The 22,328-nt window shown below is 58.1% G+C and carries 19 protein-coding genes; 4 read left to right on the top strand and 15 right to left on the bottom strand.

Annotated elements, in window-relative coordinates; translation table 11 throughout:
- Nucleotides 1-4: 4 nt before the first annotated feature.
- From ACZ1G7_RS00915 to gap (ACZ1G7_RS00940), 6 genes are all read right to left on the bottom strand, one after another.
- A complete protein-coding gene (locus ACZ1G7_RS00915) occupies nt 5-1,366 on the bottom strand; it encodes a pyruvate dehydrogenase complex E1 component subunit beta (protein ID WP_472661541.1) in 1,362 nt (453 codons plus the stop codon).
- Between the two features lie 2 nt (nt 1,367-1,368).
- On the bottom strand, nt 1,369-2,370 hold the full coding sequence (pdhA, locus tag ACZ1G7_RS00920; protein WP_472661542.1) for a pyruvate dehydrogenase (acetyl-transferring) E1 component subunit alpha: 1,002 nt from the start codon (nt 2,368-2,370) through the stop codon (nt 1,369-1,371).
- A gap of 153 nt (nt 2,371-2,523) precedes the next feature.
- Complete coding sequence (locus ACZ1G7_RS00925; RefSeq protein WP_472661544.1) at nt 2,524-2,826, bottom strand: FtsB family cell division protein; 303 nt, start codon at nt 2,824-2,826, stop codon at nt 2,524-2,526.
- Between the two features lie 157 nt (nt 2,827-2,983).
- Complete coding sequence (locus tag ACZ1G7_RS00930) at nt 2,984-3,877, bottom strand: fructose bisphosphate aldolase (protein WP_472661546.1); 894 nt, start codon at nt 3,875-3,877, stop codon at nt 2,984-2,986.
- A 139-nt stretch (nt 3,878-4,016) separates the two neighbouring features.
- Entirely contained in the window at nt 4,017-5,195 is a 1,179-nt protein-coding gene (locus ACZ1G7_RS00935) for a phosphoglycerate kinase (RefSeq protein ID WP_472661548.1), read from the bottom strand.
- A gap of 99 nt (nt 5,196-5,294) precedes the next feature.
- Nucleotides 5,295-6,296 (bottom strand): type I glyceraldehyde-3-phosphate dehydrogenase, encoded by a 1,002-nt coding sequence (gap, locus tag ACZ1G7_RS00940; protein WP_472661550.1) that lies wholly within the window; start codon nt 6,294-6,296, stop codon nt 5,295-5,297.
- A 276-nt stretch (nt 6,297-6,572) separates the two neighbouring features.
- Between gap (ACZ1G7_RS00940) and ACZ1G7_RS00945 the strand changes: the two genes are divergently transcribed.
- On the top strand, nt 6,573-7,385 hold the full coding sequence (locus ACZ1G7_RS00945) for a hypothetical protein (protein WP_472661552.1): 813 nt from the start codon (nt 6,573-6,575) through the stop codon (nt 7,383-7,385).
- A gap of 72 nt (nt 7,386-7,457) precedes the next feature.
- On the opposite strand, the gene gap (ACZ1G7_RS00950) is transcribed toward ACZ1G7_RS00945, so the two are convergent.
- From gap (ACZ1G7_RS00950) to ACZ1G7_RS00960, 3 genes are all read right to left on the bottom strand, one after another.
- The gene (gap, locus tag ACZ1G7_RS00950; RefSeq protein ID WP_472661554.1) at nt 7,458-8,456 is read right to left on the bottom strand and encodes a type I glyceraldehyde-3-phosphate dehydrogenase; all 999 of its coding nucleotides are present in this window, start codon (nt 8,454-8,456) and stop codon (nt 7,458-7,460) included.
- 189 nt (nt 8,457-8,645) lie between these two features.
- A complete protein-coding gene (locus ACZ1G7_RS00955; RefSeq protein ID WP_472661555.1) occupies nt 8,646-9,029 on the bottom strand; it encodes a cell division protein ZapA in 384 nt (127 codons plus the stop codon).
- A gap of 3 nt (nt 9,030-9,032) precedes the next feature.
- The gene (locus tag ACZ1G7_RS00960) at nt 9,033-9,515 is read right to left on the bottom strand and encodes a hypothetical protein (protein ID WP_472661557.1); all 483 of its coding nucleotides are present in this window, start codon (nt 9,513-9,515) and stop codon (nt 9,033-9,035) included.
- 212 nt (nt 9,516-9,727) lie between these two features.
- Between ACZ1G7_RS00960 and tkt the strand changes: the two genes are divergently transcribed.
- Nucleotides 9,728-11,746 carry a transketolase gene (gene tkt, locus ACZ1G7_RS00965; protein ID WP_472661559.1) on the top strand — a complete coding sequence of 673 codons (2,019 nt, stop codon included), beginning with the start codon at nt 9,728-9,730 and terminating at the stop codon, nt 11,744-11,746.
- 142 nt (nt 11,747-11,888) lie between these two features.
- Here tkt and grxD read toward each other — a convergent pair whose 3' ends face one another.
- The 5 genes from grxD to ACZ1G7_RS00990 all read right to left on the bottom strand — a co-directional run bounded on the left by grxD (nt 11,889) and on the right by ACZ1G7_RS00990 (nt 17,222).
- A complete protein-coding gene (gene grxD, locus ACZ1G7_RS00970) occupies nt 11,889-12,251 on the bottom strand; it encodes a Grx4 family monothiol glutaredoxin (RefSeq protein ID WP_472661561.1) in 363 nt (120 codons plus the stop codon).
- A 5-nt stretch (nt 12,252-12,256) separates the two neighbouring features.
- Nucleotides 12,257-12,487, bottom strand: coding sequence for a BolA family protein (locus ACZ1G7_RS00975; protein ID WP_472661563.1), 231 nt, complete (start codon nt 12,485-12,487; stop codon nt 12,257-12,259).
- 69 nt (nt 12,488-12,556) lie between these two features.
- Nucleotides 12,557-14,710 carry a phosphoribosylformylglycinamidine synthase subunit PurL gene (purL, locus tag ACZ1G7_RS00980; RefSeq protein ID WP_472661565.1) on the bottom strand — a complete coding sequence of 718 codons (2,154 nt, stop codon included), beginning with the start codon at nt 14,708-14,710 and terminating at the stop codon, nt 12,557-12,559.
- Between the two features lie 43 nt (nt 14,711-14,753).
- Nucleotides 14,754-16,121: an ATP-binding protein gene (locus ACZ1G7_RS00985; protein ID WP_472661567.1), complete on the bottom strand. Its 1,368-nt coding sequence runs from the start codon at nt 16,119-16,121 to the stop codon at nt 14,754-14,756.
- Nucleotides 16,122-16,316: 195 nt separating this feature from the next.
- On the bottom strand, nt 16,317-17,222 hold the full coding sequence (locus ACZ1G7_RS00990) for a LysR family transcriptional regulator (protein ID WP_472661569.1): 906 nt from the start codon (nt 17,220-17,222) through the stop codon (nt 16,317-16,319).
- 160 nt (nt 17,223-17,382) lie between these two features.
- On the opposite strand from ACZ1G7_RS00990, the gene ACZ1G7_RS00995 reads away from it, so the two are divergent.
- Nucleotides 17,383-20,790: an indolepyruvate ferredoxin oxidoreductase family protein gene (locus tag ACZ1G7_RS00995; RefSeq protein ID WP_472661571.1), complete on the top strand. Its 3,408-nt coding sequence runs from the start codon at nt 17,383-17,385 to the stop codon at nt 20,788-20,790.
- Nucleotide 20,791: 1 nt separating this feature from the next.
- Here the strand turns inward: ACZ1G7_RS00995 and ACZ1G7_RS01000 are convergent, their stop codons facing one another.
- Entirely contained in the window at nt 20,792-21,019 is a 228-nt protein-coding gene (locus ACZ1G7_RS01000) for a sulfurtransferase TusA family protein (RefSeq protein ID WP_472661572.1), read from the bottom strand.
- 85 nt (nt 21,020-21,104) lie between these two features.
- Between ACZ1G7_RS01000 and ACZ1G7_RS01005 the strand changes: the two genes are divergently transcribed.
- Nucleotides 21,105-22,328: a hypothetical protein gene (locus tag ACZ1G7_RS01005; protein WP_472661574.1), complete on the top strand. Its 1,224-nt coding sequence runs from the start codon at nt 21,105-21,107 to the stop codon at nt 22,326-22,328.

Raw genomic sequence — 22,328 nt, forward strand, 5'->3', positions numbered from 1 at the left:
CTCCTTAGCGGTATGTGACAGCTTTGACGGCGTCGATGACCTCTTTGGTCGTCGTCAGCGCAAGCTTTTCGAGGTTGGCGGCGTAAGGCATCGGCACGTCCTTGCCTGTGCAGTTCAAAACGGGCGCGTCGAGGTAATCAAACGCCTCAATCATAATGCGTGAGCTGAGATAGCTGCCGATGGAGCAGACCGGGAAGCCTTCCTCAACGGTGACGCAGCGGTTGGTCTTCTTGACGCTTTCGATGACCGTTGGCAGGTCCATCGGGCGCAGGGTGCGCAGGTCAATGACCTCTGCTGAGATACCATCTTTGGCCAGCTCATCTGCGGCTTCCAATGCATATTTCATCCCGATTCCGAAGCTGACGATGGTCACGTCGCTGCCCTCGCGCCAGATCTTGGCTTTGCCGAAGGGTACTGTGTAGTCGTCCAGCTGCGGCACGTCGAAGCTTTGGCCGTAGAGGATTTCGTTTTCCAGGAAGATCACGGGGTTTGGGTCACGGATCGCGCTTTTCAGCAAACCCTTCGCGTCAGCGGCTGAATAGGGCATTGCAACCTTCAGGCCGGGGATCTGGCTGTACCATGTTGCGTAATCGTGGCTGTGTTGTGCACCGACGCGCGCTGCGGCGCCGTTAGGACCACGGAAAACGATGGGCGCGCCCATCTGACCACCCGACATGTAAAGCGTCTTGGCGGCTGAGTTAATAAGATGATCAATTGCTTGCATGGCGAAGTTAAACGTCATGAACTCGACAATTGGTTTCAAACCGCCAAAGGCCGCACCAACACCGATCCCGGCAAAGCCGTGCTCTGTAATCGGTGTGTCGATGACGCGTTTCTCACCGAACTCATCCAACAAACCTTGCGAGATCTTGTAGGCGCCCTGATATTCGGCGACTTCCTCGCCCATCAGGAAAACCTCTTCGGTGCTGCGCATTTCTTCTGCCATGGCATCGCGCAGGGCTTCACGCACCGTTGTTGGCTTCATCTCGGTGCCTTCGGGGATGTCCATCTCCTTGGGTGTCACAATCTCGACGGGCGCTGCTGCAACGGCGGGGGCAGGGGCGTCGGACGGTGCGGCCTCAGCTACTGCGGGTGCAGGGGCCGCGATGTCATCGACGCTTTCGCCGTCTTCAACCAACACAGCAATCGCTGTGTTCACGGCCACGCCTTCAGACCCTTCGGCCACTAGAATTTTGCCAATCACACCTTCGTCGACTGCTTCGAATTCCATCGTCGCTTTGTCGGTTTCGATCTCGGCCAGAATATCGCCGGAAGAGACGGTGTCGCCTTCCTTGACCAGCCATTTCGCCAAAGTGCCTTCTTCCATGGTCGGCGAAAGGGCGGGCATCAGTATTTCGGTCGCCATGATTAAGCCTCCGCTTCCATATAAATATCTGTCCAAAGTTCTTCCAAAGCGGGCTCCGGGCTCTCTTTCGAGAATTCGGCGGCCTCATTGACGATCGCTTTGATATCTTTGTCGATGGATTTCAGGTCGTCCTCAGTGGCGTGTTTGCCGGTCAAGAGGATGTCGCGGACCTGTTCAATCGCGTCGCGCTCGTCGCGCATTTTCTGTACTTCTTCGCGCGTCCGGTATTTGGCCGGGTCAGACATGGAATGTCCGCGGTAGCGATAGGTTTTGATTTCCAAGATATAGGGCCCTTTGCCCGCGCGGCAGTGGGCGACCGCTTTCTCGCCTGCAGCTTTTACGGCCAGCACATCCATGCCGTCGACCTCTTCGCCCTCAATACCGTAGGCTGCACCGCGTTCCCAATAAGACGGCGAATGCGTAGAGCGCTTGGTCGATGTGCCCATCGCATATTGGTTGTTCTCAATCACAAAAACGACTGGCAGGCTCCAAATCTCGGCCATGTTGTAGGCCTCATAGACTTGGCCTTGGTTGGCGGCGCCGTCACCGAAATAGGTGAATGTGACGTTGTCATTGCCTTTATACTTGTCTGAAAAAGCCAGACCCGCACCCAATGGCACCTGCGCTGCGACGATGCCGTGGCCGCCATAGAAATGCTTCTCTTTCGAGAACATGTGCATGGAGCCGCCCTTGCCTTTGGAATATCCGCCTGCGCGGCCCGTCAGTTCGGCCATGACGCCCTTGGGATCCATCCCGCAGGCTAACATATGTCCGTGGTCGCGGTAGGAAGTGATGCGTTTGTCGCCTTCTTTCGCGGCAGCCTCAAGGCCCACAACAACTGCCTCTTGTCCAATGTAGAGGTGACAAAAACCGCCGATCAGCCCCATCCCATAAAGCTGGCCCGCTTTTTCTTCAAATCGGCGGATCAAAAGCATGTCTTTATAATATTGAAGGAGTTCTTCCTTCGATACGTTCGGTTTCTTCGCAGGTTTTCTGGCAGCCACTGTGCGTCTTCCTCCCGGTGTTCCAAAAGTAGTTTAATGTTAAACTATATATTATCAGAGCATGGGCTAGAATGCACGTCCAGTTTTTTTGGACCTGCTATGCGCGATCCGCATAGCTTGCCCTTGCGGAAAGCACCGAACGGAAGAGGGGTGTTAGCGGATAATAATCTCGTCGGCGCGCATCAAGCCGAGAATTTCGCGGGCTTGCACATCCAGCAAGTCGAGATCAAGAAAGCCGTCGGACAGCCGCCGTGTCTTGTTGCGCATTTCGGCGACTTGGGTCTCAAGGCTGTCCAGCTCCAGACGCAACTGATTGATCTCTGCCTCGACTTGTACGCGTCGGAAGATACCGTAATCGCCCTGAACTGCAGCGAAGGTAAAATACCCACCTGCACAGAACAGCACTGTGCCAATAGCCAGTGTCGTTAAACCGAATGTTCTGCTGGAGCGGGACATGTAAAAATTCACCTCAGATGCCGTCTTTTGTTGCGGCTTGAGAGAATCATAGAACAGGTGATTCGCTTTGTGAATCCCTTTTGTGAGCTTTTCGTCCTAATCGTTTGGGCTGAGCGGTTTTTTGCGCTCAGCCCTGCGTTGATTGGCCCGATACGATTTAGCCCGCGATCGATGCTTGGTAGATGCTATCGATTGTCCCGGCCAGTTGTGCGCGGAATGCGGCATCGTCTTGACCGGCCGAAAGCCCTTCCGTCAGCGCGCGTGAGAAACTGGCAATCACGCCGGCATTCTTGGCCAACCGCGCATTCGCTTCATCGCGTGAGTATCCGCCCGACAAGGCCACAACGCGCAATACGCGGTCATGATCGACCAGCGGTTTATACTGGTTCGCGTTCTCGGGCAGGGTTAGCTTCAGCATGATGTCTTCGCCGGGCTTCAACGTATCCAGATGCGCCCCAATTTCGTCCAGCAACATCGCTTCAGCATCGGCCTTGTTGTCCATGTTGATGTTGATCTCAGGCTCCAGGATTGGAACCAGACCATGGCTTAGGATTTGGCGCCCAATCTCAAACTGCTGCGCCACATTGGCCGCGATCCCGGCCTTGTTTGCCGCTTCCACGACGGACCGCATCTTCGTGCCAAACATCTGCGCTTGAACGGCACGTTTCAGCAGATCATCAAGACCTGCGATAGGTTTCATCAGTTTTGCACCGTCAACTTCATCTTCCAAGCCTTTGTCGACTTTCAGAAATGGTACGACCTTGCTGTCTTCCCAAAGATAGTGCCCAGACGGCTTGCCGCCCATTTCGCGATCCATTGTCTTTTCGAACAGGATGGCGCCGATCACTTTCTCGCCGGTAAATTCCGGCGCCAAAGCGATGCGCGACCGCATCTCGTGGATCAGGTCATACATCTCGTTTTCAGAACTATAGGCGTCTTCCTCAATCCCGTAGAGCTTCAGCGCCTTTGGCGTTGAGCCGCCCGATTGATCCAAAGCGGCGATAAAGCCTGGTCCATTTACGATTTGGTCGAGCTGGGCTTGATTGGGCATGATCTAAAACACCTTAAACTGTTGATGCGCAGCGGGGCGCAGTTGCCGCCGGTCTAGGGGAGCGGCGGCGTTGATGCAATTATGGTGGCGCTAACAGGGAGAGGAAATTCAGTGTTTCCACGCCACCTGTGACAAATCTTTATGCTTGTAGCGCGGCAACGCCAGGCAAGGTTTTGCCTTCCATCCACTCCAGAAACGCGCCGCCGGCGGTTGAGATATAGGTGAAATCTTGCGCCGCGCCGCTGACGTTGAGGGCCGCAACGGTGTCGCCGCCGCCTGCGACGGAGATCAGATTGCCAGCTTTGGTCAACGCGGCCGCTTTCGCTGCGGCGGCGTTGGTGGCCATGTCGAAGGGAGGGATTTCGAACGCGCCGAGCGGGCCGTTCCAGATCAGCGTCTCGCATTGATCGAAAACGCCTTCTAGCGTTCTAACGGTCGCTGGGCCCGCGTCGAGGATCATCGCGTCACCGGGGCATTCATTGGCTGGGACGGTTTCGTTCTCCGCATGGGCTTTGAAGTCGCGGGCGACGACCACGTCGCTGGGCAGGTGGATGGTGCAGCCGACGGTCTTGGCTTTCTCCATGATCTGGGTCGCGGTGTCGGTCATATCGTGTTCGGCCAGCGATTTGCCGACGTCGATGCCCATGGCGGCGAGGAAGGTGTTGGCCATGCCGCCGCCGATCACGAGGTGGTCGGTTTTTTCGACGAGGTTGCCGAGCAAGTCCAGCTTGGTGGACACTTTCGCGCCGCCCACGACGGCGACGACGGGGCGCTTGGGGGTGCCGAGGGCGGCTTCCAGCGCGCTGAGTTCGGCCTGCATGAGACGTCCGGCGCAGCTGGGGAGGAGGCGTGCGATTGCTTCGGTCGAGGCATGGGCACGGTGAGCGGCGGAGAAGGCGTCGTTGACGTAGATACCGCCGAGCGAGGCGATGCGCTGGGCGAAGCCTTCGTCGTTCTTTTCTTCACCGGGGTTGAAGCGGAGGTTTTCCAGGAGTGCGATCTGACCCGTTTCAAGATCGGCGACCGCGGCGCCGTAATTTCCGGCGATAAAAGTCACTGGCTGGCCGAGGCATTTTTCGACGGCGGGGACAATCTGGGCGAGGGACATCTCTGGGACGACCTGGCCTTTGGGGCGGCCAAAATGGGCCATCAGGACCGGGGTGCCGCCTTTTTTGATGACCTCTTGAACGGTGGGGACGATCCGCTGGATTCGGGTGTCATCGGTGACTTTTCCGTCCTCGACGGGGACGTTGATATCGACCCGGATCAGGACGGTTTTGCCGTTGATTTCCATGTCATCAAGGGTTTTCCAGCTCATATTTCACGCTCCAAAGGTCCAAAAATGCGAAATCCCCGCATGCGGGGATTCCTATAAGCTTATGAATTGGAATGGAATTCCAAAAATTTTAACCAGCTGTTAAATCAATTTTCCCATCGCGACAGCCGTATCTGCCATGCGGTTCGAGAAGCCCCATTCATTGTCGTACCAGCTGAGAATGCGGACCATTTTGCCGTCCATCACCTTGGTCTGATCAGCGGCAAAGATGGAGGAATGCGGGTCGTGGTTGAAGTCGCAGGAGACCAGCTTTTTCTCGGTATAGGCCAGAATGCCTTTCAGGGACCCTTCAGCGGCGCCACGGATCGCGTCGTTGATGGCCTCAACGGAGGTGGCTTCCTTGGATTCAAATGTCATGTCGACAACGGAGACATTGGGGGTTGGCACGCGGATCGCGACGCCGTCGAGCTTGCCGTTCAGTTCCGGCAGGACCAGACCCACGGCTTTGGCAGCCCCGGTTGAGGTTGGGATCATCGACAAAGCGGCGGCACGCGCACGGTAGAGGTCTTTGTGCATCGTATCGAGCGTCGGCTGGTCGCCTGTATAGCTGTGGATCGTCGTCATGAACCCTTTTTCGATGCCGACTGTGTCGTTCAACACTTTGGCGACAGGGGACAGGCAGTTGGTGGTGCAGGACGCGTTGGACACGATCAGGTCTTCGGCGGTCAGGCTGTCATGGTTGACGCCATAAACGATTGTTTTGTCGGCGTCTTTGCCGGGCGCCGAGATCAGAACGCGCGACGAGCCGTTTTCCAGATGCGCCTGACAGGCGTCTTTGCTGGTGAAGATGCCGGTACATTCCAGAACGATATCAACATCCGCCCAAGGCAGATCGGCGGGGTTACGGATCGCTGTGACAGCGATGGGGCCACGGCCTACGTCGATTGTGTCGCCTTTGACGACGACCTCTTGCGGGAAACGGCCATGAACAGAATCATATTGCAGCAAATGGGCGTTGGTCTCGACCGGGCCCAGATCGTTGATCGCGATGACATCGATATCGGTGCGGCCGGATTCGATGATGGCGCGCAACACGTTACGTCCGATGCGACCAAACCCGTTAATGGCGACTTTTACGGTCATTGAGATCTCCTGATTGAATTGGATGGGGCAGTTTTTGCCCGCCGTTACCGCTAACAAAGATATTTTCGACCAAAGGTCAACAGGGGCAGGTGCGGGTTCGTGTGACCCGCCGCGCTTTTCCTGGCTGCATTCGAATTCAGCAAATGGGAAATTAATTGACCCAACGTCACTCTTTTTACATCTGTTTCACGGTGCGCTGACGAAACGTTAGCGCGGCGTGAATAGTCCTGACGCATGAAGGCATCATAAGAGTGCCTCGATGTGCTGGGGAAGTGAATGTTTGAACAGTTGATGCAGCCTTGGAGCGCGGGCGCGCTTACGGCTTTTGGTATTCTCTCAGGCGTGCTGAGCCTGATGTGCTTCCTGCCCTATATTTTTGACACCATACGTGGGCGCACCCAACCGGCTCGAGCGTCCTGGTTGATCTGGTCTGTTCTGGGATCAATCGCCTTTTTCTCACAAATCGCCGAAGGAGCGACCGAGTCTTTGTGGTTTGTTGGCGTGCAGGTTGGCGGCACTATCCTGATTTGTCTGTTGTCGATCCGGCGCGGGGAGGGGGCCTATCTGAACCCCAAGAACCGGGCGGTCTTGTTGCTTGCGACGCTGGGCTTGGTGGCGTGGTACTATACCGACAACGCGATCTACGCGCTTGCGCTGTCGATCACGATCAGCCTGCTGGGCGGCGTTGTGACGGTACACAAAGCCTACCTGAAACCGGAAACGGAAACGCTAAGCACCTGGGTCATGGCACTTGCGGCGTCAATCTGCGCAGCGTTTTCGGTGGGAAAGTTCGACTGGGTGCTGCTGGCATATCCGGCGTATTTGTTCACGCTGTACACCGGTATCATTCTAGCGGTCTGGCTGGGCCGTCGGCGGGGTGCGCCTGAACCTGCGTTTGAGGGGGCGCCAGAGCCGGAAGCGGTGCTTGAATTGCTGGAAGACGCGCCTGTTATTATCCGCGCGGCCGGTAGGCCGTTGGTCGCGCCAGAGCTACTGCTAACGCCAGAAGGCGAGATATTCGATGAGGTCGATGAGTTTGCGCCCGAGGAATATGTGCAGATCCCAGCCGTAAACCAACGCATCCAATAGGATGACCGCCAGAATGACCACGCCCAAAGCAATCGCGATTTTGTTGGTCATGTGGCCTCAGGCTTTAAAAGCTTAGAGGCGTCCCATTGCAGAGGCCACGTCGGCCATGCGGCAGGAGAAGCCCCATTCATTGTCGTACCACGCCAATACCCGAACCGTGCGCCCGCCGACAACCTTTGTCTGATCAGGGGCGAAGATTGAGCTGAAATTGGTATGGTTGAAGTCGATGGAGACTTTGGGTTCCGGGTCGTAGCTGAGCACCGCGCCCATATGACCGGCGGCGGCTTCTTTAACGATTTCGTTCACGTCGTTGACGGTGACATCCTTGCTGGCCTCAAATGTCAGATCGACACAGGAAACGTTCGGCGTGGGCACGCGCATCGCGGTGCCGTCGAGCTTGCCTTCGAGTTCTGGCAGGACCTGGCTGATGGCTTTGGCGGCCCCGGTGGAGGTTGGGATCATCGCCATTGCAGCGGCACGCGCGCGGTAGAGATCATCGTGGCGACGGTCCAGCGTGGGCTGGTCGCCGGTGTAGCTGTGGATCGTGGTCATGATGCCGCGTTCAATCCCGATAGCGTCATTCAAGACCTTGGCGAGTGGCGCGAGGCAGTTCGTGGTGCAGGACCCGTTGGAGACGACGCCATGCTCTGGCAGCAGATCACGGTGGTTCACCCCGTAGACGATGGTCTTGTCGACATTCTTGCCCGGGGCGGAGATCAGCACCCGCTTTGCGCCGCGTTCGATATGAACCTGCGACTGCTCCTTGGAGTTGAACTTGCCGGTGCATTCCATGACGACGTCGATGCCGTCCCAATCCAGATCCTCGGGGTTATAGGTTGAGAACACCTTCATCGGGCCGCGGCCCAGATCCATCGTATCGCCTTCTACCCGGACCTCGCCGGGGAAGCGGCCATGTACGCTGTCATATTTCAGCAAGTGGGCGTTGGTTTCGATCGGGCCGGTGGCGTTGATGGCGACGACTTGGACGTCATTGCGCCCGCTTTGCGCGATATGTGCCAATGTGCAGCGGCCAATGCGACCAAACCCGTTAATTGCGACTGTTGTTGTCATAACCCGTTAACTCCTACGCCCGGCTGGTGCCCCTGCGGCGAGGTATACAGCGGTGCGCCGGGTCCGGGAAGGAAAATTATCGTTATATGACAGCATGATAGCGTTAACATGCCGGGTTTGTATGCTATGCGAAAACGCAGTTTCGGGTGTTAGCGGTAACTGTTTCCAGGCGGGCCGGAGTGAGTCGGACTACCCCGCTTTGGCTTCCATGCTGTCGGCCAAAGCTTCCGCGCGGGCTGCGATTTCGGCCATTGTGTCGGTGACATGGGGCGGGATCACGGCGACCTCAACCTGTTCGGGGGCGGCTGACTTCATCTTGGTCAGCTCTTTGGTTTGCGCCTCGATCCGGGCCTCGGCGGCGCGGAGTTCTTCTTCCAGACCGGCGGTTTTGTCGGCCAGCATGAGGCCCGCCATCAGCAGCATCCGCGTCTCGGGCATGCGGCCGATCTGTTCGGATAGGACGCTGGCCTCATTGTCGAGAAGCTTGGCGGCGGATTGCAGGAAATGTTCTTCGCCGGTCTGGCAGGCCACCTGAAAGGTGCGGCCGCCAATGTCGATATTTACTTCGGGCATGGCTTAAGCCTCCTTCACGAGTGGGGCCAGCTCGGCCAGAATGTCGTCAAAATCGGCAAGGTCTTGCTTGCGCAGCGCGGTCAGGTTTTCGAGCTGGGCGGCCATGCCCGCATTGATCGTCTCACCGGCGGGGGTGGTGGAGGCATTTGCTTCGCGCAGGGCGGTGTTGTTTTCGCTGAGCGCGGCTACGACGGCCTCTAGGCGCTTATTCTCCATCTCGGCATTTTGCAGCCGGTCGGTCATGCGCAGCACGCGGGTTTCGAGCCGTTCGATACGGGAGACATGCTTCTCGCGCGAGGCCACAAGGCGGGCATTTGTTGCGCGCTCAATCTCAAGCTCTTCAAGAAGTTCGGCATCGTCTGGGCCGCTTGCAGCGGGTTGTTCGACAAGTGCAGCCGGTGCCTCTGAGGGTTGGTTTTCCACCGACCACGCAATCCGGTCCAACGCTGCGGTGATCCGGTTCTCCAACTCGGAAATGTCTGACATCTTAGCCCCTTCTTAAACCCCAGAACCCGTCGTGTGGCGCGCATGCTCGAATCGCAAAGCGGCGCTTCGCCGGGTCAATTTTTACGCAGGTTACGGAATTTGTCGCCGGAATCAAACGTCTTGCGCGGCGAACTGCCCGTTCTGCTTGAACTCCGCCGTCACGCTGTTATCACGGCGGCAACCAAAATACAGGCCTTAGGGGGACCGTCGCCGTGGATATTGCCAGCCTTCAACAGAACCATCCCGAACATTGGAAAAAGGCCTGCGCGATCCGCGTGTTGACTTTGGACGCTGTCGCCGCCGCCAATTCGGGCCATTCGGGGATGCCGATGGGCATGGCGGATGTCGCCACGGTCTTGTTCGAAAAGCACCTGAAATTTGACGCCTCCGCGCCAAACTGGCCTGACCGCGACCGGTTCATCCTGTCTGCCGGTCACGGATCAATGCTGATCTATTCGTTGCTGCACCTGACGGGCTACGCCGACATGACACTGGAGCAGGTCAAAAACTTCCGCCAACTGGGCGCGATAACGGCAGGTCACCCGGAATATGGCCACGCCACCGGCATTGAGACGACGACCGGGCCGTTGGGGCAGGGCATTGCGAATTCCGTGGGCTTCGCTTTGGCGGAAGAGGTGCAGCGCGCGACCTATGGCAAGAAGCTGGTCGATCACTACACCTATGTGATCGCGGGCGACGGCTGCCTGATGGAAGGCGTCAGCCAAGAGGCGATTGGCATCGCGGGTAAGCATGAGCTGAGCAAGCTGATCGTGCTGTGGGACAATAACAACATCACCATCGACGGCACGGTTGAGCTTTCGGACAAGACCGATCAGGTGATGCGCTTCAAGGCGTCGGGCTGGCATGTGCAGGAAATCGACGGGCATGACCCGGATGCGATTGACGCCGCCCTGACCAAGGCCAAGAAGACCGGCAAACCGTCGATGATCGCGTGCAAAACGCATATCGCTCTGGGCTCATCCGCGCAGGACACATCGAAAGGCCACGGCGCGCTGACCAGCGATGAGCTGATCGCGGATACCCGCAAGGTTTACGGCTGGGAGCACGGCCCCTTCGTGATCCCCGCAGATGTGAAATCCGCGTGGGAAGCCATCGGATCGCGCGGCGCGGCAGACCGCGACGCGTGGGAAGCGCGTCTTGAGAGCGTGTCGGCCAACAAGCAAGCCCGCTTCGCACGTGGGCAGGCCGGGGAAGCGCCGCGCAAGCTGTCAGCCACGATCAAAGCGTTGAAGAAGCAATTGTCGGAAGCCGCGCCGAAAGTGGCGACGCGCAAAGCGTCGGAAATGGCATTGGAAGTCATCAACCCGATCATGCCGGAAACCTTTGGCGGATCGGCTGATTTGACGGGCTCCAACAACACCCTGACCAGCGATATGGGCGTTTTCAGCCCGGAAAATCGCAAGGGCCGCTACATGTATTACGGCATCCGTGAACATGGCATGGCATCGGCCATGAACGGGCTGGCTTTGCATGGCGGATCAAAGCCTTACGGCGGGACATTCATGTGCTTTACCGATTATGCACGCGGCGCGATGCGCCTGTCCGCGCTGATGGGCGTGCCGGTGACCTATGTCATGACGCATGACAGTATCGGGCTGGGCGAAGACGGCCCGACACACCAGCCAGTGGAACATCTGGCTATGTTACGCGCGACACCGAATATGAACGTGTTCCGCCCGGCGGACGCGGTTGAAACGGCTGAGGCATGGGAGGTCGCGTTGACCTCTGACAAGACGCCATCGGTGCTGGCACTGTCGCGTCAGGGGCTGCCGACGTTGCGCCTGACCCACACGACCCGCAACGAAGTGTCGAAGGGTGCCTATGTCCTGGCCGAGGCCGAGAATAAGCGTCAGGCGATCTTGATGGCGACCGGGTCCGAAGTGGCGATTGCAATGGAGGCGAAGGCCTTATTGGAAGCGGACGGGATTGGGACGCGGGTTGTCTCCATGCCGTGTTGGGAGCTGTTCGCGGCGCAGGAAGAAAGCTACCGCCGCAAGGTGCTGCCAGCGGGGCCCGTGCGCGTGGCCATCGAGGCGGCCGTTCAGTTTGGCTGGGATCAATGGCTGCTGGGCGAGCGCGGCAACCGCAACAAGGCGGGCTTTGTGGGCATGGAGGGCTTTGGCGCATCCGCACCGGCCGGGGAGCTGTATGAACATTTCGGGATTACGGCGAAAGATACGGCCGCAAAAGTGCGTGAGCTTCTGTCCTGAAGTAATTGAGATAGAATGAGAAAAGCCCGCTCTGATTGAGCGGGCTTTTTTGTGTCGGGTAGCTACCGGGTGCCTCCCGGCGCATGGCTTTGCCATACGCTTGGTCGCACGCGTTCAAAAATTCGGGGATTTTTGAACGTTATTAAGAATTATGCTCTCTGATCGTGTCGGCGGCTTCTTTGTTAAAGGCGACGCCGTTTTCCTCAAACAACGTGTCCAGCTCGCCCGACAGGGTCATCTCGGTGATGATGTCGCAGCCGCCGATGAATTCGCCTTTGACGTAGAGCTGCGGGATCGTGGGCCAGTCGGAGAACTCCTTGATGCCGGAACGGATCGCGTCATCGGCCAGCACGTTCACATCTGCGTAGTCGACGCCGATATAGTTCAGCACACCCGCTACTTTTGAGGAGAACCCGCATTGTGGCATCTCCTTCGTGCCCTTCATGAAGAGCACCACATCGGTGTTGGTAACCTTGTCTTTAATCTGCGCGGTTGCGTCGGTCATGTTTGCTACTCCGGAGCTTTGGTTGTCAGGCCCAGCGCGTGCAATTCGCCGCTATCGACCTTGGCTTTGAGGGTCGCCATTACGGCGCGTTGTTGCTGGACGCGGTTCATGCCGCGGAAGCTTTCATCGATGACCACGCCCGAAAAATGCACCCCATCTGCGCCCTCGATCTGGATCGTGGCGTCGGGGAAGGCGGTGCGGATCAGGTCCTCGATCTCTTGCGGGGTCATGGCCATTTAGGTGTCGTCCTTTGTTTTTCTTAACCTAGGAAGCGGTCGGGGGCGTGGCAAGGGCGCTTGGTCAATCTAGGCAACCGCATCCGCAAAGCTTGAGCGGTAGGTGGCGCTGAGCTGGGCGAGGGGCGCTTTGGCGGTGCCGAATGTGACCGCGTTGCCGCCGAAAGTGCCGATTTGAGCGAGCGGTAGGTCGCCCGCTTTGGCCAACAGCGCTTCCGCATGGTCTGGCGTGCAGGCGATGAGGTAGCGGGCCTGATCTTCGCCAAAGAGCGTATCGGTGTCGCTGGCGTCCAGCGTGACGCCAAGACCTGCGGCGTCGGCCATCTCAAACGCGGCGAGCGCAAGCCCCCCATCGGCGAGGTCGGTGCAGCAATCGATCAGCGCTGCATTGGCGCGGATGAAATCGCCATGGGCTTTTTCCGTTGCCAGATCGACGGCGGGTGCGTCGCCATCTTCGCGCCCGAACGCCTCTTTCAGCAGGGCGGATTGGCCGAGATGCTTGCCAGCGTTGCCTAATAGCAGCGCGACATAGCCGTCTTGCGCGTGACCGGCGATGACGGTGCTGGCGTCGTCAATCAGGCCGACCGCGCCGATGGTGGGGGTCGGCAGGATGCCGGTGCCGTCGGTTTCATTGTAGAGCGACACGTTGCCCGACACGATGGGCATGTCCAGCGCTTCAACCGCGGCGCCGATGCCTTTGATTGCGCCGACGAACTGGCCCATGATTTCAGGCTTTTCGGGGTTCCCGAAATTCATATTATCTGTGGTGGCCAATGGCTTGGCGCCTGACGCTGTCAGGTTTCGGTAGGCTTCGGCCACGGCCTGTTTGCCGCCTTCGAACGGGTTGGCTTTGACGTAGCGCGGGGTCACGTCGGAGGTAAATGCGAGCGCTTTGTTGGTGCCATGCACCCGGATGATGCCGGAGCCTGCGCCGGGTGTGGCCATCGTGTCGGCCATGACCTGACTGTCATATTGTTCCCAAACCCAGTGCTTGCGCGCGTAGTTGGGGGAGCTGATCAGCGCATGCAAACCTTCGATCGGGTCAATTGCGATCTTGTCCGCCAAAGGCGCGGCTGCAGGTGTTTCCACCCAAGGGCGGTCATATTCGGGGGCTGTAGAGGACAGCTTTGACAATGGCAGGTCGGCCTTCACCTCACCATTGTGCATGATCAAGAAACGATCTTCGGCCATTGTTTCGCCAACGATGGCAAAGTCGAGATCCCATTTGACGAAGACGGCGCGCGCCTCGGCCTCTAGTTCTGGCTTGAGAACCATCAACATGCGTTCTTGGGATTCTGAGAGCATCATCTCATAGGCGGTCATGTTTTCTTCGCGCTGGGGCACGTCTTCAAGGTTCAGCTTGACGCCCAAGCCGCCCTTGTCGCCCATTTCGACGGCGGAACAGGTCAGCCCAGCGGCGCCCATATCCTGAATTGAAATCACCGCGCCGGTTTGCATCAGCTCTAGCGTGGCTTCCATCAGGCGCTTTTCGGTGAAGGGGTCGCCGACTTGCACGGTGGGGCGTTTGTCTTCGATTGTGTCGTCAAATTCAGCGGAGGCCATGGTGGCACCGCCGACACCGTCGCGGCCCGTCTTGGCGCCCAGATAGACGACTGGCATGCCGATGCCGGAGGCGGCGGAGTAGAAAATCTTGTCCGCATCGGCCAAACCGGCGGCGAAGGCATTGACCAGACAGTTGCCGTTATAAGCGGAATGGAAGCGCACCTCGCCCCCGACTGTGGGGACGCCAAAGCAATTGCCGTACCCGCCGACACCAGCAACGACACCAGAGACAAGTGATTTGGTTTTGGGATGCGACGGCTCACCAAAGCTGAGCGAATTCATCGCGGCCACAGGGCGCGCGCCCATGGTGAAGACATCACGCAGGATGCCGCCAACACCGGTGGCAGCGCCTTGATAGGGCTCGATATAGCTTGGGTGGTTGTGGCTTTCCATTTTGAAGACAACGGCTTGGCCGTCGCCAATATCGACGACGCCTGCGTTTTCGCCGGGGCCGCAAATGACCTGCGGGCCTTCGGTGGGCAGGGTGCGCAGCCATTTCTTAGAGGATTTGTAAGAGCAGTGCTCGTTCCACATGGCGGAGAAAATGCCAAGCTCGGTGAATGTGGGCTCCCGGCCGATAATCTCCAGCACGCTTGCATATTCGTCAGGGCTGAGCCCGTGCGCGGCGATCAGGTCATCGGTCAAAGCAGGTTCAGTCATGTGGTCGTTTCCCCAACCTTTGTGGCAGCCAGTATCCCGGGCTTCATATGCCAGTGTCGGCGGCGGGGAAAGAGCTGATCTCACCGGTTGCGGGCAGGATCAGCGTCACGGTTGTGAACCGGTCGGGGACGCTTTGAATGTCAATCTTGCCGCCGGTTTGTTCGGCGAAGCCTTTCACCATCGACAGCCCCAAACCGGAGCCCTTGCCGACGGGCTTGGTTGTAAAGAACGGCTCTGCGACCTGGGCCAGCAATTTGGCGGGAATGCCGTAGCCTTCGTCGGTGATGGACAGTTCAATATAGGGGCCATTGGGGAGGTCGGGGGTGGTGCTATTTATCAGCAGGTTTTGCGCTTTGATGGAGATGGTGCCGCCCTGGGGCATTGCATCGCGCGCATTGAGGACAAGGTTCAAAATGGCTGTTTCAAGCTGCAGCCTATCGGTTTCTATCTTCCAAATGCTTGGCGTCGGCTTGTGGTCAATTTCGATATTGGGCGGCAACAGCCGCTTGGCCATGTTGATCGAGCTTTGTAGGATTTGTGTCACATCATGCTCGCGCAGGACCAGTGGCGATTGGCGCGAAAAGGCCAGTAGCTGCGAGGTCAATTCGGCGGCGCGGGTTGCGGCCTCGCGAGTTTTGGTGAGCAGATCGTCCGTGTCCTGGTTGGGGTGCGTTTCCTTCGCGAGATCAATATTTCCGATGATCACGGTCAGAATATTGTTGAAATCATGCGCCACCCCGCCGGTGAGACGGCCTACGGCTTCCATTTTCTGCGCTTGTCGGGTTTTGACCTCAAGCCGTTCGATGCTGCGGATTTTCTCAATCGATTGAACGGTAGAGATCACGTAGTAGACCACCAACCCAAACAGCGCGATGCCGACATAAGCGCCGTCCTGAACGTCTGGGCTGTACCACGCGAATTGCACGCCTAGAAACAGCAAGACGGCCATATCGGCCGAGGCGCTCATCAACAGGCGGCTCATCAGATCATGTAGTGAGGCCGACGAGGAACGGGTCGCCACCAGCATCACAACAAGCGCCAGATAGGCCGAGCTGGGATGGTCGTAGAACCACAAATAGACCACCATTGATCGGAAGGTGATTAGCGTCGCCGCAAACAGAAATTGGGCCTTGTAGTAGCCTGAGACCGTGCGCCGGCGTGTCAGTTCGAAACAGGTGCGCCGATCATAAGCCTCAACCAGCGCGAAGGCTGCGACCCAAAAGAACCCGAAAAGGTTGTTGAATGCGAGGCAGATCAGAAGGGTCGTCACCAACAGTGCGGAGACGCGCCATACAGCATAGCCGCCGGGCAGAGTTGCTGTTGCCACGATCTTATCTGTTTCGGCAATGCGTTGTTTTTCAAACCATTTTGCTACACTGGGCAGCAGCGTCGCCGCTAGCCCTGGGATCATGAGAGTGACCCGCAGGGCGCGCCGCCAGAGACCAAAAAAAGGCCGAGCGAAAAGCTCGGCCAAAGTCCAACAGGGAGGTGAAAGCGGCTCTGCCGCCTTCGAGATTTGATTTATGCCCTGACAGGTACCGTTTCAAGAATTATCGCCCAAATTTTGCACATAGCCGCTATGCGGAGTTTGCATAGCGCAACAATTTCAGGCGGTTGCGCCCGATTGCGCCTTCTTTCGTTGCAAATTGATTTCGCTCAGGACGAAATCCCGAAAGGCCGAAATGCGCTTTGAGTGCCGCAATTCCTCTGGGTAGGCGAGGAAAACGGGCACATCATTCGATTCGACATCCGGCAGCACCCGGATCAGGTTTGGCTCGTCCAAAGCCACGTAATTGGGCAAAACACCCACCCCTAGATTGTGATGCACGGCCTGTAGACAACCGAAGTAATTGTTCACGGTCAGCATGTTTGGCAGGTCATGGCTGAGAATTTCGCGCACCAGCATTGCACCGGCGCTGACCTGCTCGGACCGAGTATTTTGGCAAATCAGCCGGTGGTCACGCAGGTCTTCAATGGTTTCGGGCGTGCCGTGCTGTTCCAGATAGGCTGGCGCCGCGAACAGCTGCATGGTGACGTTCATCAGCTTCTTGCGCACCAGATCGGCCTGGCTGGGTTCCTTCATGCGGATGGCGACGTCAGCCTCGCGCATTGGCAGGTCCAGAACGCGTTCATCAAGCATCAGGTCGATGTTCAGCTCCGGGAAGGTTTCGAACAGCTTTGAGAGGCGCGGAGCCAGCCAGAGCGTGCCGAACCCGATGGTGGTGGTGACGCGCAGCTCGCCGAAGACTTCTTCTTCGCTGTCACGGATGCGCGCGGATGCCGCGTCGAGCCGCTTGGTGATAGAGCGGGTCGCGTCAAACAACAGCTCGCCCTGTTCGGTGAGAATCAGTCCGCGCGCATGGCGGTGGAACAGGATGGTGTTCAGCGATTCCTCTAGGGCGCGCACCTGACGCGAGACCGCAGATTGCGACAAATGCAACGTGTCGCCTGCGTGGGTCAGTGAGCCCGCATCGGCGACAGCGTGAAATATTCTGAGCTTGTCCCAGTCCATAGGAGAACAACTTTACCTTAAATGATGTCTTAAGGGTCATATCGCGTCGTCGGATCAAGTGCAGCATTTATTCACGTGGGGCATCACAATTATTTATTTGTAGGTCAGCAAATATGACCTATGCTTTGTGCTAAGCTCGTTCAAGGTTGGGAGGCCCCGGATGGCAGTCGAACAGATTTCGCTTAACGACCGGTTTGATTTGGAAAAGTCCCCGGTATTGATGAACGGCACCCAAGCTTTGGTTAGGTTGGTCCTGATGCAGCGGGCGCGGGATGCGGCGGCTGGGCTGAACACGGCAGGGCTTGTGACCGGTTATCGCGGATCGCCGCTTGGGGCCGTTGACCAACAAATGAGCCGCGCTGCCAAGCTGCTAGAGCCCGCGCAAATCACCTTTCAACCCGGATTGAATGAAGACCTGGCTGCAACCGCCCTTTGGGGCGCGCAACAGGCAGAGCTGCGCGGCGAAGGACGCTATGACGGCGTCTTTGGACTTTGGTATGGCAAAGGGCCGGGGGTGGATCGTTCCGGCGACGTGATGCGGCACGCCAATATGGCGGGCACGTCTGCCAATGGTGGGGTCATCATGGCAATGGGGGACGATCACACGGGCGAAAGCTCAACCACATTGCATCAATCAGACTGGGCGATGGTGGATGCGTATATGCCTATCGTCTCGCCCGCCGGTGTGCAGGAGATCCTGGATTACGGGCTTTATGCTTGGGAGCTATCGCGGTTTGCGGGCGTCTGGGTCGGGCTGAAAACCATGAAAGATACGGTGGAGGCGACATCTGTGGTGGATGGACGCCCGGACCGGATGACGTTTGTGACGCCTGACTTTGCGATGCCTGAGGGTGGGCTTGGTGTGCGGCTGATCGACACGCCGGTCGCGCAAGAAACGCGGATGATCAATTACAAGAGGTTCGCCGCGGAAGCCTTTGCAAAGGCGAATAAAATGGACAAACGCGTTTGGGGTAAACCCGGCGCAAAAATTGGCTTTGTCGCCGCCGGGAAAAATTGGCTTGATCTGGTACATGCGCTGTCGTTGCTGGGTATTGACGCGGATGAAGCCGAGCGTCTGGGCATCACCACCTACAAGGTTGGGCAGGTCTGGCCGCTGGATGTTGATACGTTCCATGATTGGGCCGAGGGGCTCGACCTGATCATCGTCGTGGAAGAGAAGCGCAAGCTGATTGAGGTGCAGGTCAAGGAGGCGATTTTTGACGACCGGGGCGGTCGGCGCGTCTATGGCTGGCACAAGGGCGATAGCTGGGAAAATGGCCGCAGGTTGGAATTGTTCCCGACACGATACGCGCTCGACCCGATTGATATCGCCGAAAAGCTTGGCAACATTCTGATCGAAGAGGGCCGTCGTACCGACCGGATTGAGGCCGGGCTGGCAATGCTGGATGAGGCGCGCCGGTCTGACAACGCGCAGGACATCGCGGCGCGGCTGCCGTATTTTTGTTCTGGCTGCCCGCATAATTCGTCCACCAAGGTTCCCGAAGGCTCCCGCGCCTATGCCGGGATCGGCTGTCACTACATGGTGCAATGGATGGATCGGGAAACGATCGGTTCTACCCAGATGGGCGGCGAGGGCGCGAATTGGATCGGTGAGGCGCCGTTTTCGACTCGTGACCACGTGTTCCAGAATATCGGTGACGGGACCTACAACCATTCGGGCACATTGGCGATCCGCGCGGCAATCGCGGCTGAGACGAATATCACCTACAAAGTGCTCTACAATGACGCGGTTGCGATGACCGGTGGGCAGAGCAATGAAGGTGCATTGGACGCGCCACAAATCGCAGGCGAATTGCAGGCGATGGGGTGCCGCGAGGTCGTCGTGGTGTACGATGAGAAGGAAGATGTCGATGCGGCAAGCTTCCCCAAAGGCATCGCGATGCATGAACGTGCGGAGCTGCAGTCTGTTCAGGAAAGATTGCGCGATATCAAAGGTGTGACGGCCATTGTTTATGTTCAAACCTGCGCGGCTGAGAAACGTCGTCGTCGCAAGCGCGGGCTGTTCCCGGACCCGGATAAACGTGTGTTCATCAACACCGATGTCTGCGAGGGCTGCGGCGACTGCGGCGTGCAATCAAATTGCGTTTCCATCGTGCCGGTGGAGACAGAGCTGGGCCGAAAACGCGCGATTGACCAGTCGAGCTGCAACAAGGATTTCAGCTGCGTGAACGGGTTTTGCCCCTCCTTCGTGACGGTGCAAGGCGCGACACCGAAAAAGCGGGAAGCCGTTGATCTGGAGCTGCCGGACCTGCCAGAACCCGAGATGGCGCAGATCAAAGGTACGCATAATGTCATCATCACCGGCGTCGGCGGGACCGGGGTTGTGACGATTGGTGCCGTGCTATCGATGGCCGCCCATATCGACGGCAAAGGCGCGGGCATGATCGAGATGGCGGGCCTGGCGCAAAAAGGCGGCGCGGTGCATATCCATTGCAGGTTGGCGAACCGGCCCGAAGATATTTCCGCGATCCGCGTGGCCACGGGTGAGGCAGACGCTTTGATTGGTGGCGACCTGGTGGTCAGCGCGGGGGCGAAGACGCTGGGTTTGATGAAGCCGGGCGTCTCGGGCGCTGTGGTAAACGCGCATGAGATTATCACGGGCGATTTCACCCGTGATACCGAATTTTCGTTGCCTTCCGATAGTTTGCGGGTCTCTCTTGAAGCGAAACTGCGCGACCGCCTGGACCTGTTTGACGCGTCCGATCTGGCCAAGGTGCTGATGGGCGATTCCATTTTCTCCAACATGATGATCTTCGGCGCGGCTTGGCAGCGCGGGCTGATCCCGGTGGGCTTGGCGGCAATCAACCAAGCGATCCGGCTGAACGGTGCCGCGCCTGAGCGCAATCTGCGCGCGTTTGAATTGGGGCGTTGGGCGGTTCTGTACCCGGCGGAGGCCGCGAAATATCTGGAAGAAACGGTCGTGCATTTGCCTGCGTCCTTGGGCGAAAAAATCGCGCTGCGCGCCGATCATTTGGTGGCCTATCAGGGCAAGCGGTTGGCCAAGCGCTACCGCAAGGCACTGGACCGGATTGAAGACTCCGCACTGCGGGAGGCCGTGGCAAAAGGCTACCATAAGCTCTTGTCTTACAAGGATGAATATGAGGTTGCGCGCCTGCATATGGACACTGAGGCAAAGGCGCAGGAGGCCTTTGATGGGGAGCTGAAACTGACTTACCATTTGGCCCCGCCGATGCTTTCAAAGACCGGGGCGAATGGGCGGCCTGTCAAAAAGGAATACGGTGCGTCGATGGCGCGCAATTTCCGGATTTTGGCCAAGTTGAAACTCCTGCGGGGCACGCCGTTTGATCCGTTTGGATATACGGCGGAACGCAAGATGGAACGCGCTTTGATCAAGCAATATGAGGCTGATTTGCAGCGCATGATGACCGCGACCAATGCTGAGGCGGCGATTGCCTTGGCGGAATTGCCTTTGCAAATTCGTGGATTTGGCCCTGTGAAGGAAGCCAATGAGCGTGCGGCCTCAAAGCGGCGCGAAGAATTGCTGGCGATGCTCAATCAGATCGCGGCCAAACAGGCGGCTGAATAGCCTAGCCCTTGCGGATCAGGTAGGTCTGGACGGCACCATCCTCAGATTGGCCCGCTAGTTCATGGCCGGCCTCCGCGCAGAAATGTGGCACGTCGATGATCGCCGCGGGATCGTCCGCAATGACCTGCAAAACCTGACCGGACGTGAGGCTTTCGAGCCGCTTGCGTGCCTTGAGAACGGGAAGCGGGCAAAGCAGCCCGGTGGCGTCGAGTGTGTGTGCGATCTCCATATGCTCCATTTAGGTGGCGATTGGGCGCAAGTCCACGCGGCAATTTACCTTACTTTTGCCAAATCATGCCTATAGTCTCGCCAATATGGCGAGCGCGCAGGACAAAACTGGGGTGAGACGGCGGCGGGTGTTCTACATCCCCGGCTACGACCCGTTCCCGCCGCGCCGCTACCGGGAGCTTTACCGCACCGAAAGCGCGGCGCAGGCGGCGATCAGTGGTTATGAGATATCCCAGCAGCCTAAATCGGGGCCCGGACCTTTTGGGTGGCATGTCACGGCGCAGATGGACGGCGCCACGGTTGCGACGGAAATTGAGGTTCTGGTCTGGTCCGACATCGTTCAGAACAGCATGGAAAGAGGCGTTTTTCAGACCTATTGGCAGTTGCTGCGCACCGCTTGGATTTACATCAGCACCGGCGCACTATGGCGGTTGACAGGGTTGCGCAAGGGGCCGGTTTTGGCGGCGTTTTACCCTGTGGTAATGCTGTTGGTGCAGCTGGCGATTGCTGTTTTGTTGGCGGGGATTGCAGCCTCCCTCATCCCGGTTGAGGGCGGTTTGGGCGCTGCACTGCGCGCGTTTATCTGGGCCGGTGTCAGCTACGGGTTGCTGCGGTTTTTCAAGGCGCGCGACAACAAGTTTTTTGCCCATTACCTGATGCATGACTACGCGTTTTCAGCCCGCTGGCGGGGCGCAAACCCGCCTGATCTGGAGGCACGGATGGGCGAATTTTCACAGGCAATCGCGGCGGCTTTGCAGGGCGATGTAGACGAGGTTTTGGTCGTTGGCCATTCGTCGGGCGCGCATCTGGCAGTGTCCGTTTTGGCGGATGTGATCCGCAGTGGTACGGGGCAAAAAACCGGGGCAGAACTGTCTTTTTTGTCGCTGGGGCAGGTCGTTCCTATGGTCTCTTTCCTGCCTGAAGCCAGTAGGTTACGGCGCGACCTTCATTTCCTGTCGACCTGTGATGGCCTGACATGGATTGATGTGACCGCGCCCGGGGATGGGTGCGCGTTTGCGCTTTGTGATCCGGTGGCTGTCAGCGGTGTTGCGCCTGAGACAAAACGCTGGCCTTTAGTGTTCTCTGCCGCCTTCACGCAAAGCTTAAGCCCGGAAAGATGGAAGGCGCTTCGGTGGCGTTTTTTCCGACTTCATTTTCAGTATCTATGCGCGTTTGATCGACCCAAGGACTATGATTACTTTCAGATCACAGCCGGTCCGATGACGCTTGCGGCGCGGTATGGCGCGCGCAAAGCATCCGCATCGCGGATAGAGGCGGCTGTGTCGCCCCACGTGTCGATGGCCGCGTAA

It is taken from the genome of Litoreibacter sp. JB4-2 (genome assembly GCF_055693445.1).

Excerpts from the sequence above, each read along its gene's own strand:
- ACZ1G7_RS00915 (WP_472661541.1), bottom strand. The coding sequence starts at position 1,366 with ATGGCGACCGAAATACTGATGCCCGCCCTTTCGCCGACCATGGAAGAA.
- ACZ1G7_RS00925 (WP_472661544.1), bottom strand. The coding sequence starts at position 2,826 with ATGTCCCGCTCCAGCAGAACATTCGGTTTAACGACACTGGCTATTGGC.
- ACZ1G7_RS00930 (WP_472661546.1), bottom strand. The coding sequence starts at position 3,877 with ATGCCCAATCAAGCCCAGCTCGACCAAATCGTAAATGGACCAGGCTTT.
- ACZ1G7_RS00935 (WP_472661548.1), bottom strand. The coding sequence starts at position 5,195 with ATGAGCTGGAAAACCCTTGATGACATGGAAATCAACGGCAAAACCGTC.
- gap (WP_472661550.1), bottom strand. The coding sequence starts at position 6,296 with ATGACCGTAAAAGTCGCCATTAACGGGTTTGGTCGCATCGGACGTAAC.
- ACZ1G7_RS00945 (WP_472661552.1), top strand. The coding sequence starts at position 6,573 with ATGTTTGAACAGTTGATGCAGCCTTGGAGCGCGGGCGCGCTTACGGCT.
- gap (WP_472661554.1), bottom strand. The coding sequence starts at position 8,456 with ATGACAACAACAGTCGCAATTAACGGGTTTGGTCGCATTGGCCGCTGC.
- ACZ1G7_RS00955 (WP_472661555.1), bottom strand. The coding sequence starts at position 9,029 with ATGCCCGAAGTAAATATCGACATTGGCGGCCGCACCTTTCAGGTGGCC.
- ACZ1G7_RS00960 (WP_472661557.1), bottom strand. The coding sequence starts at position 9,515 with ATGTCAGACATTTCCGAGTTGGAGAACCGGATCACCGCAGCGTTGGAC.
- grxD (WP_472661561.1), bottom strand. The coding sequence starts at position 12,251 with ATGACCGACGCAACCGCGCAGATTAAAGACAAGGTTACCAACACCGAT.
- ACZ1G7_RS00975 (WP_472661563.1), bottom strand. The coding sequence starts at position 12,487 with ATGGCCATGACCCCGCAAGAGATCGAGGACCTGATCCGCACCGCCTTC.
- purL (WP_472661565.1), bottom strand. The coding sequence starts at position 14,710 with ATGACTGAACCTGCTTTGACCGATGACCTGATCGCCGCGCACGGGCTC.
- ACZ1G7_RS00985 (WP_472661567.1), bottom strand. The coding sequence starts at position 16,121 with ATGATCCCAGGGCTAGCGGCGACGCTGCTGCCCAGTGTAGCAAAATGG.
- ACZ1G7_RS00990 (WP_472661569.1), bottom strand. The coding sequence starts at position 17,222 with ATGGACTGGGACAAGCTCAGAATATTTCACGCTGTCGCCGATGCGGGC.
- ACZ1G7_RS00995 (WP_472661571.1), top strand. The coding sequence starts at position 17,383 with ATGGCAGTCGAACAGATTTCGCTTAACGACCGGTTTGATTTGGAAAAG.
- ACZ1G7_RS01000 (WP_472661572.1), bottom strand. The coding sequence starts at position 21,019 with ATGGAGATCGCACACACACTCGACGCCACCGGGCTGCTTTGCCCGCTT.
- ACZ1G7_RS01005 (WP_472661574.1), top strand. The coding sequence starts at position 21,105 with ATGGCGAGCGCGCAGGACAAAACTGGGGTGAGACGGCGGCGGGTGTTC.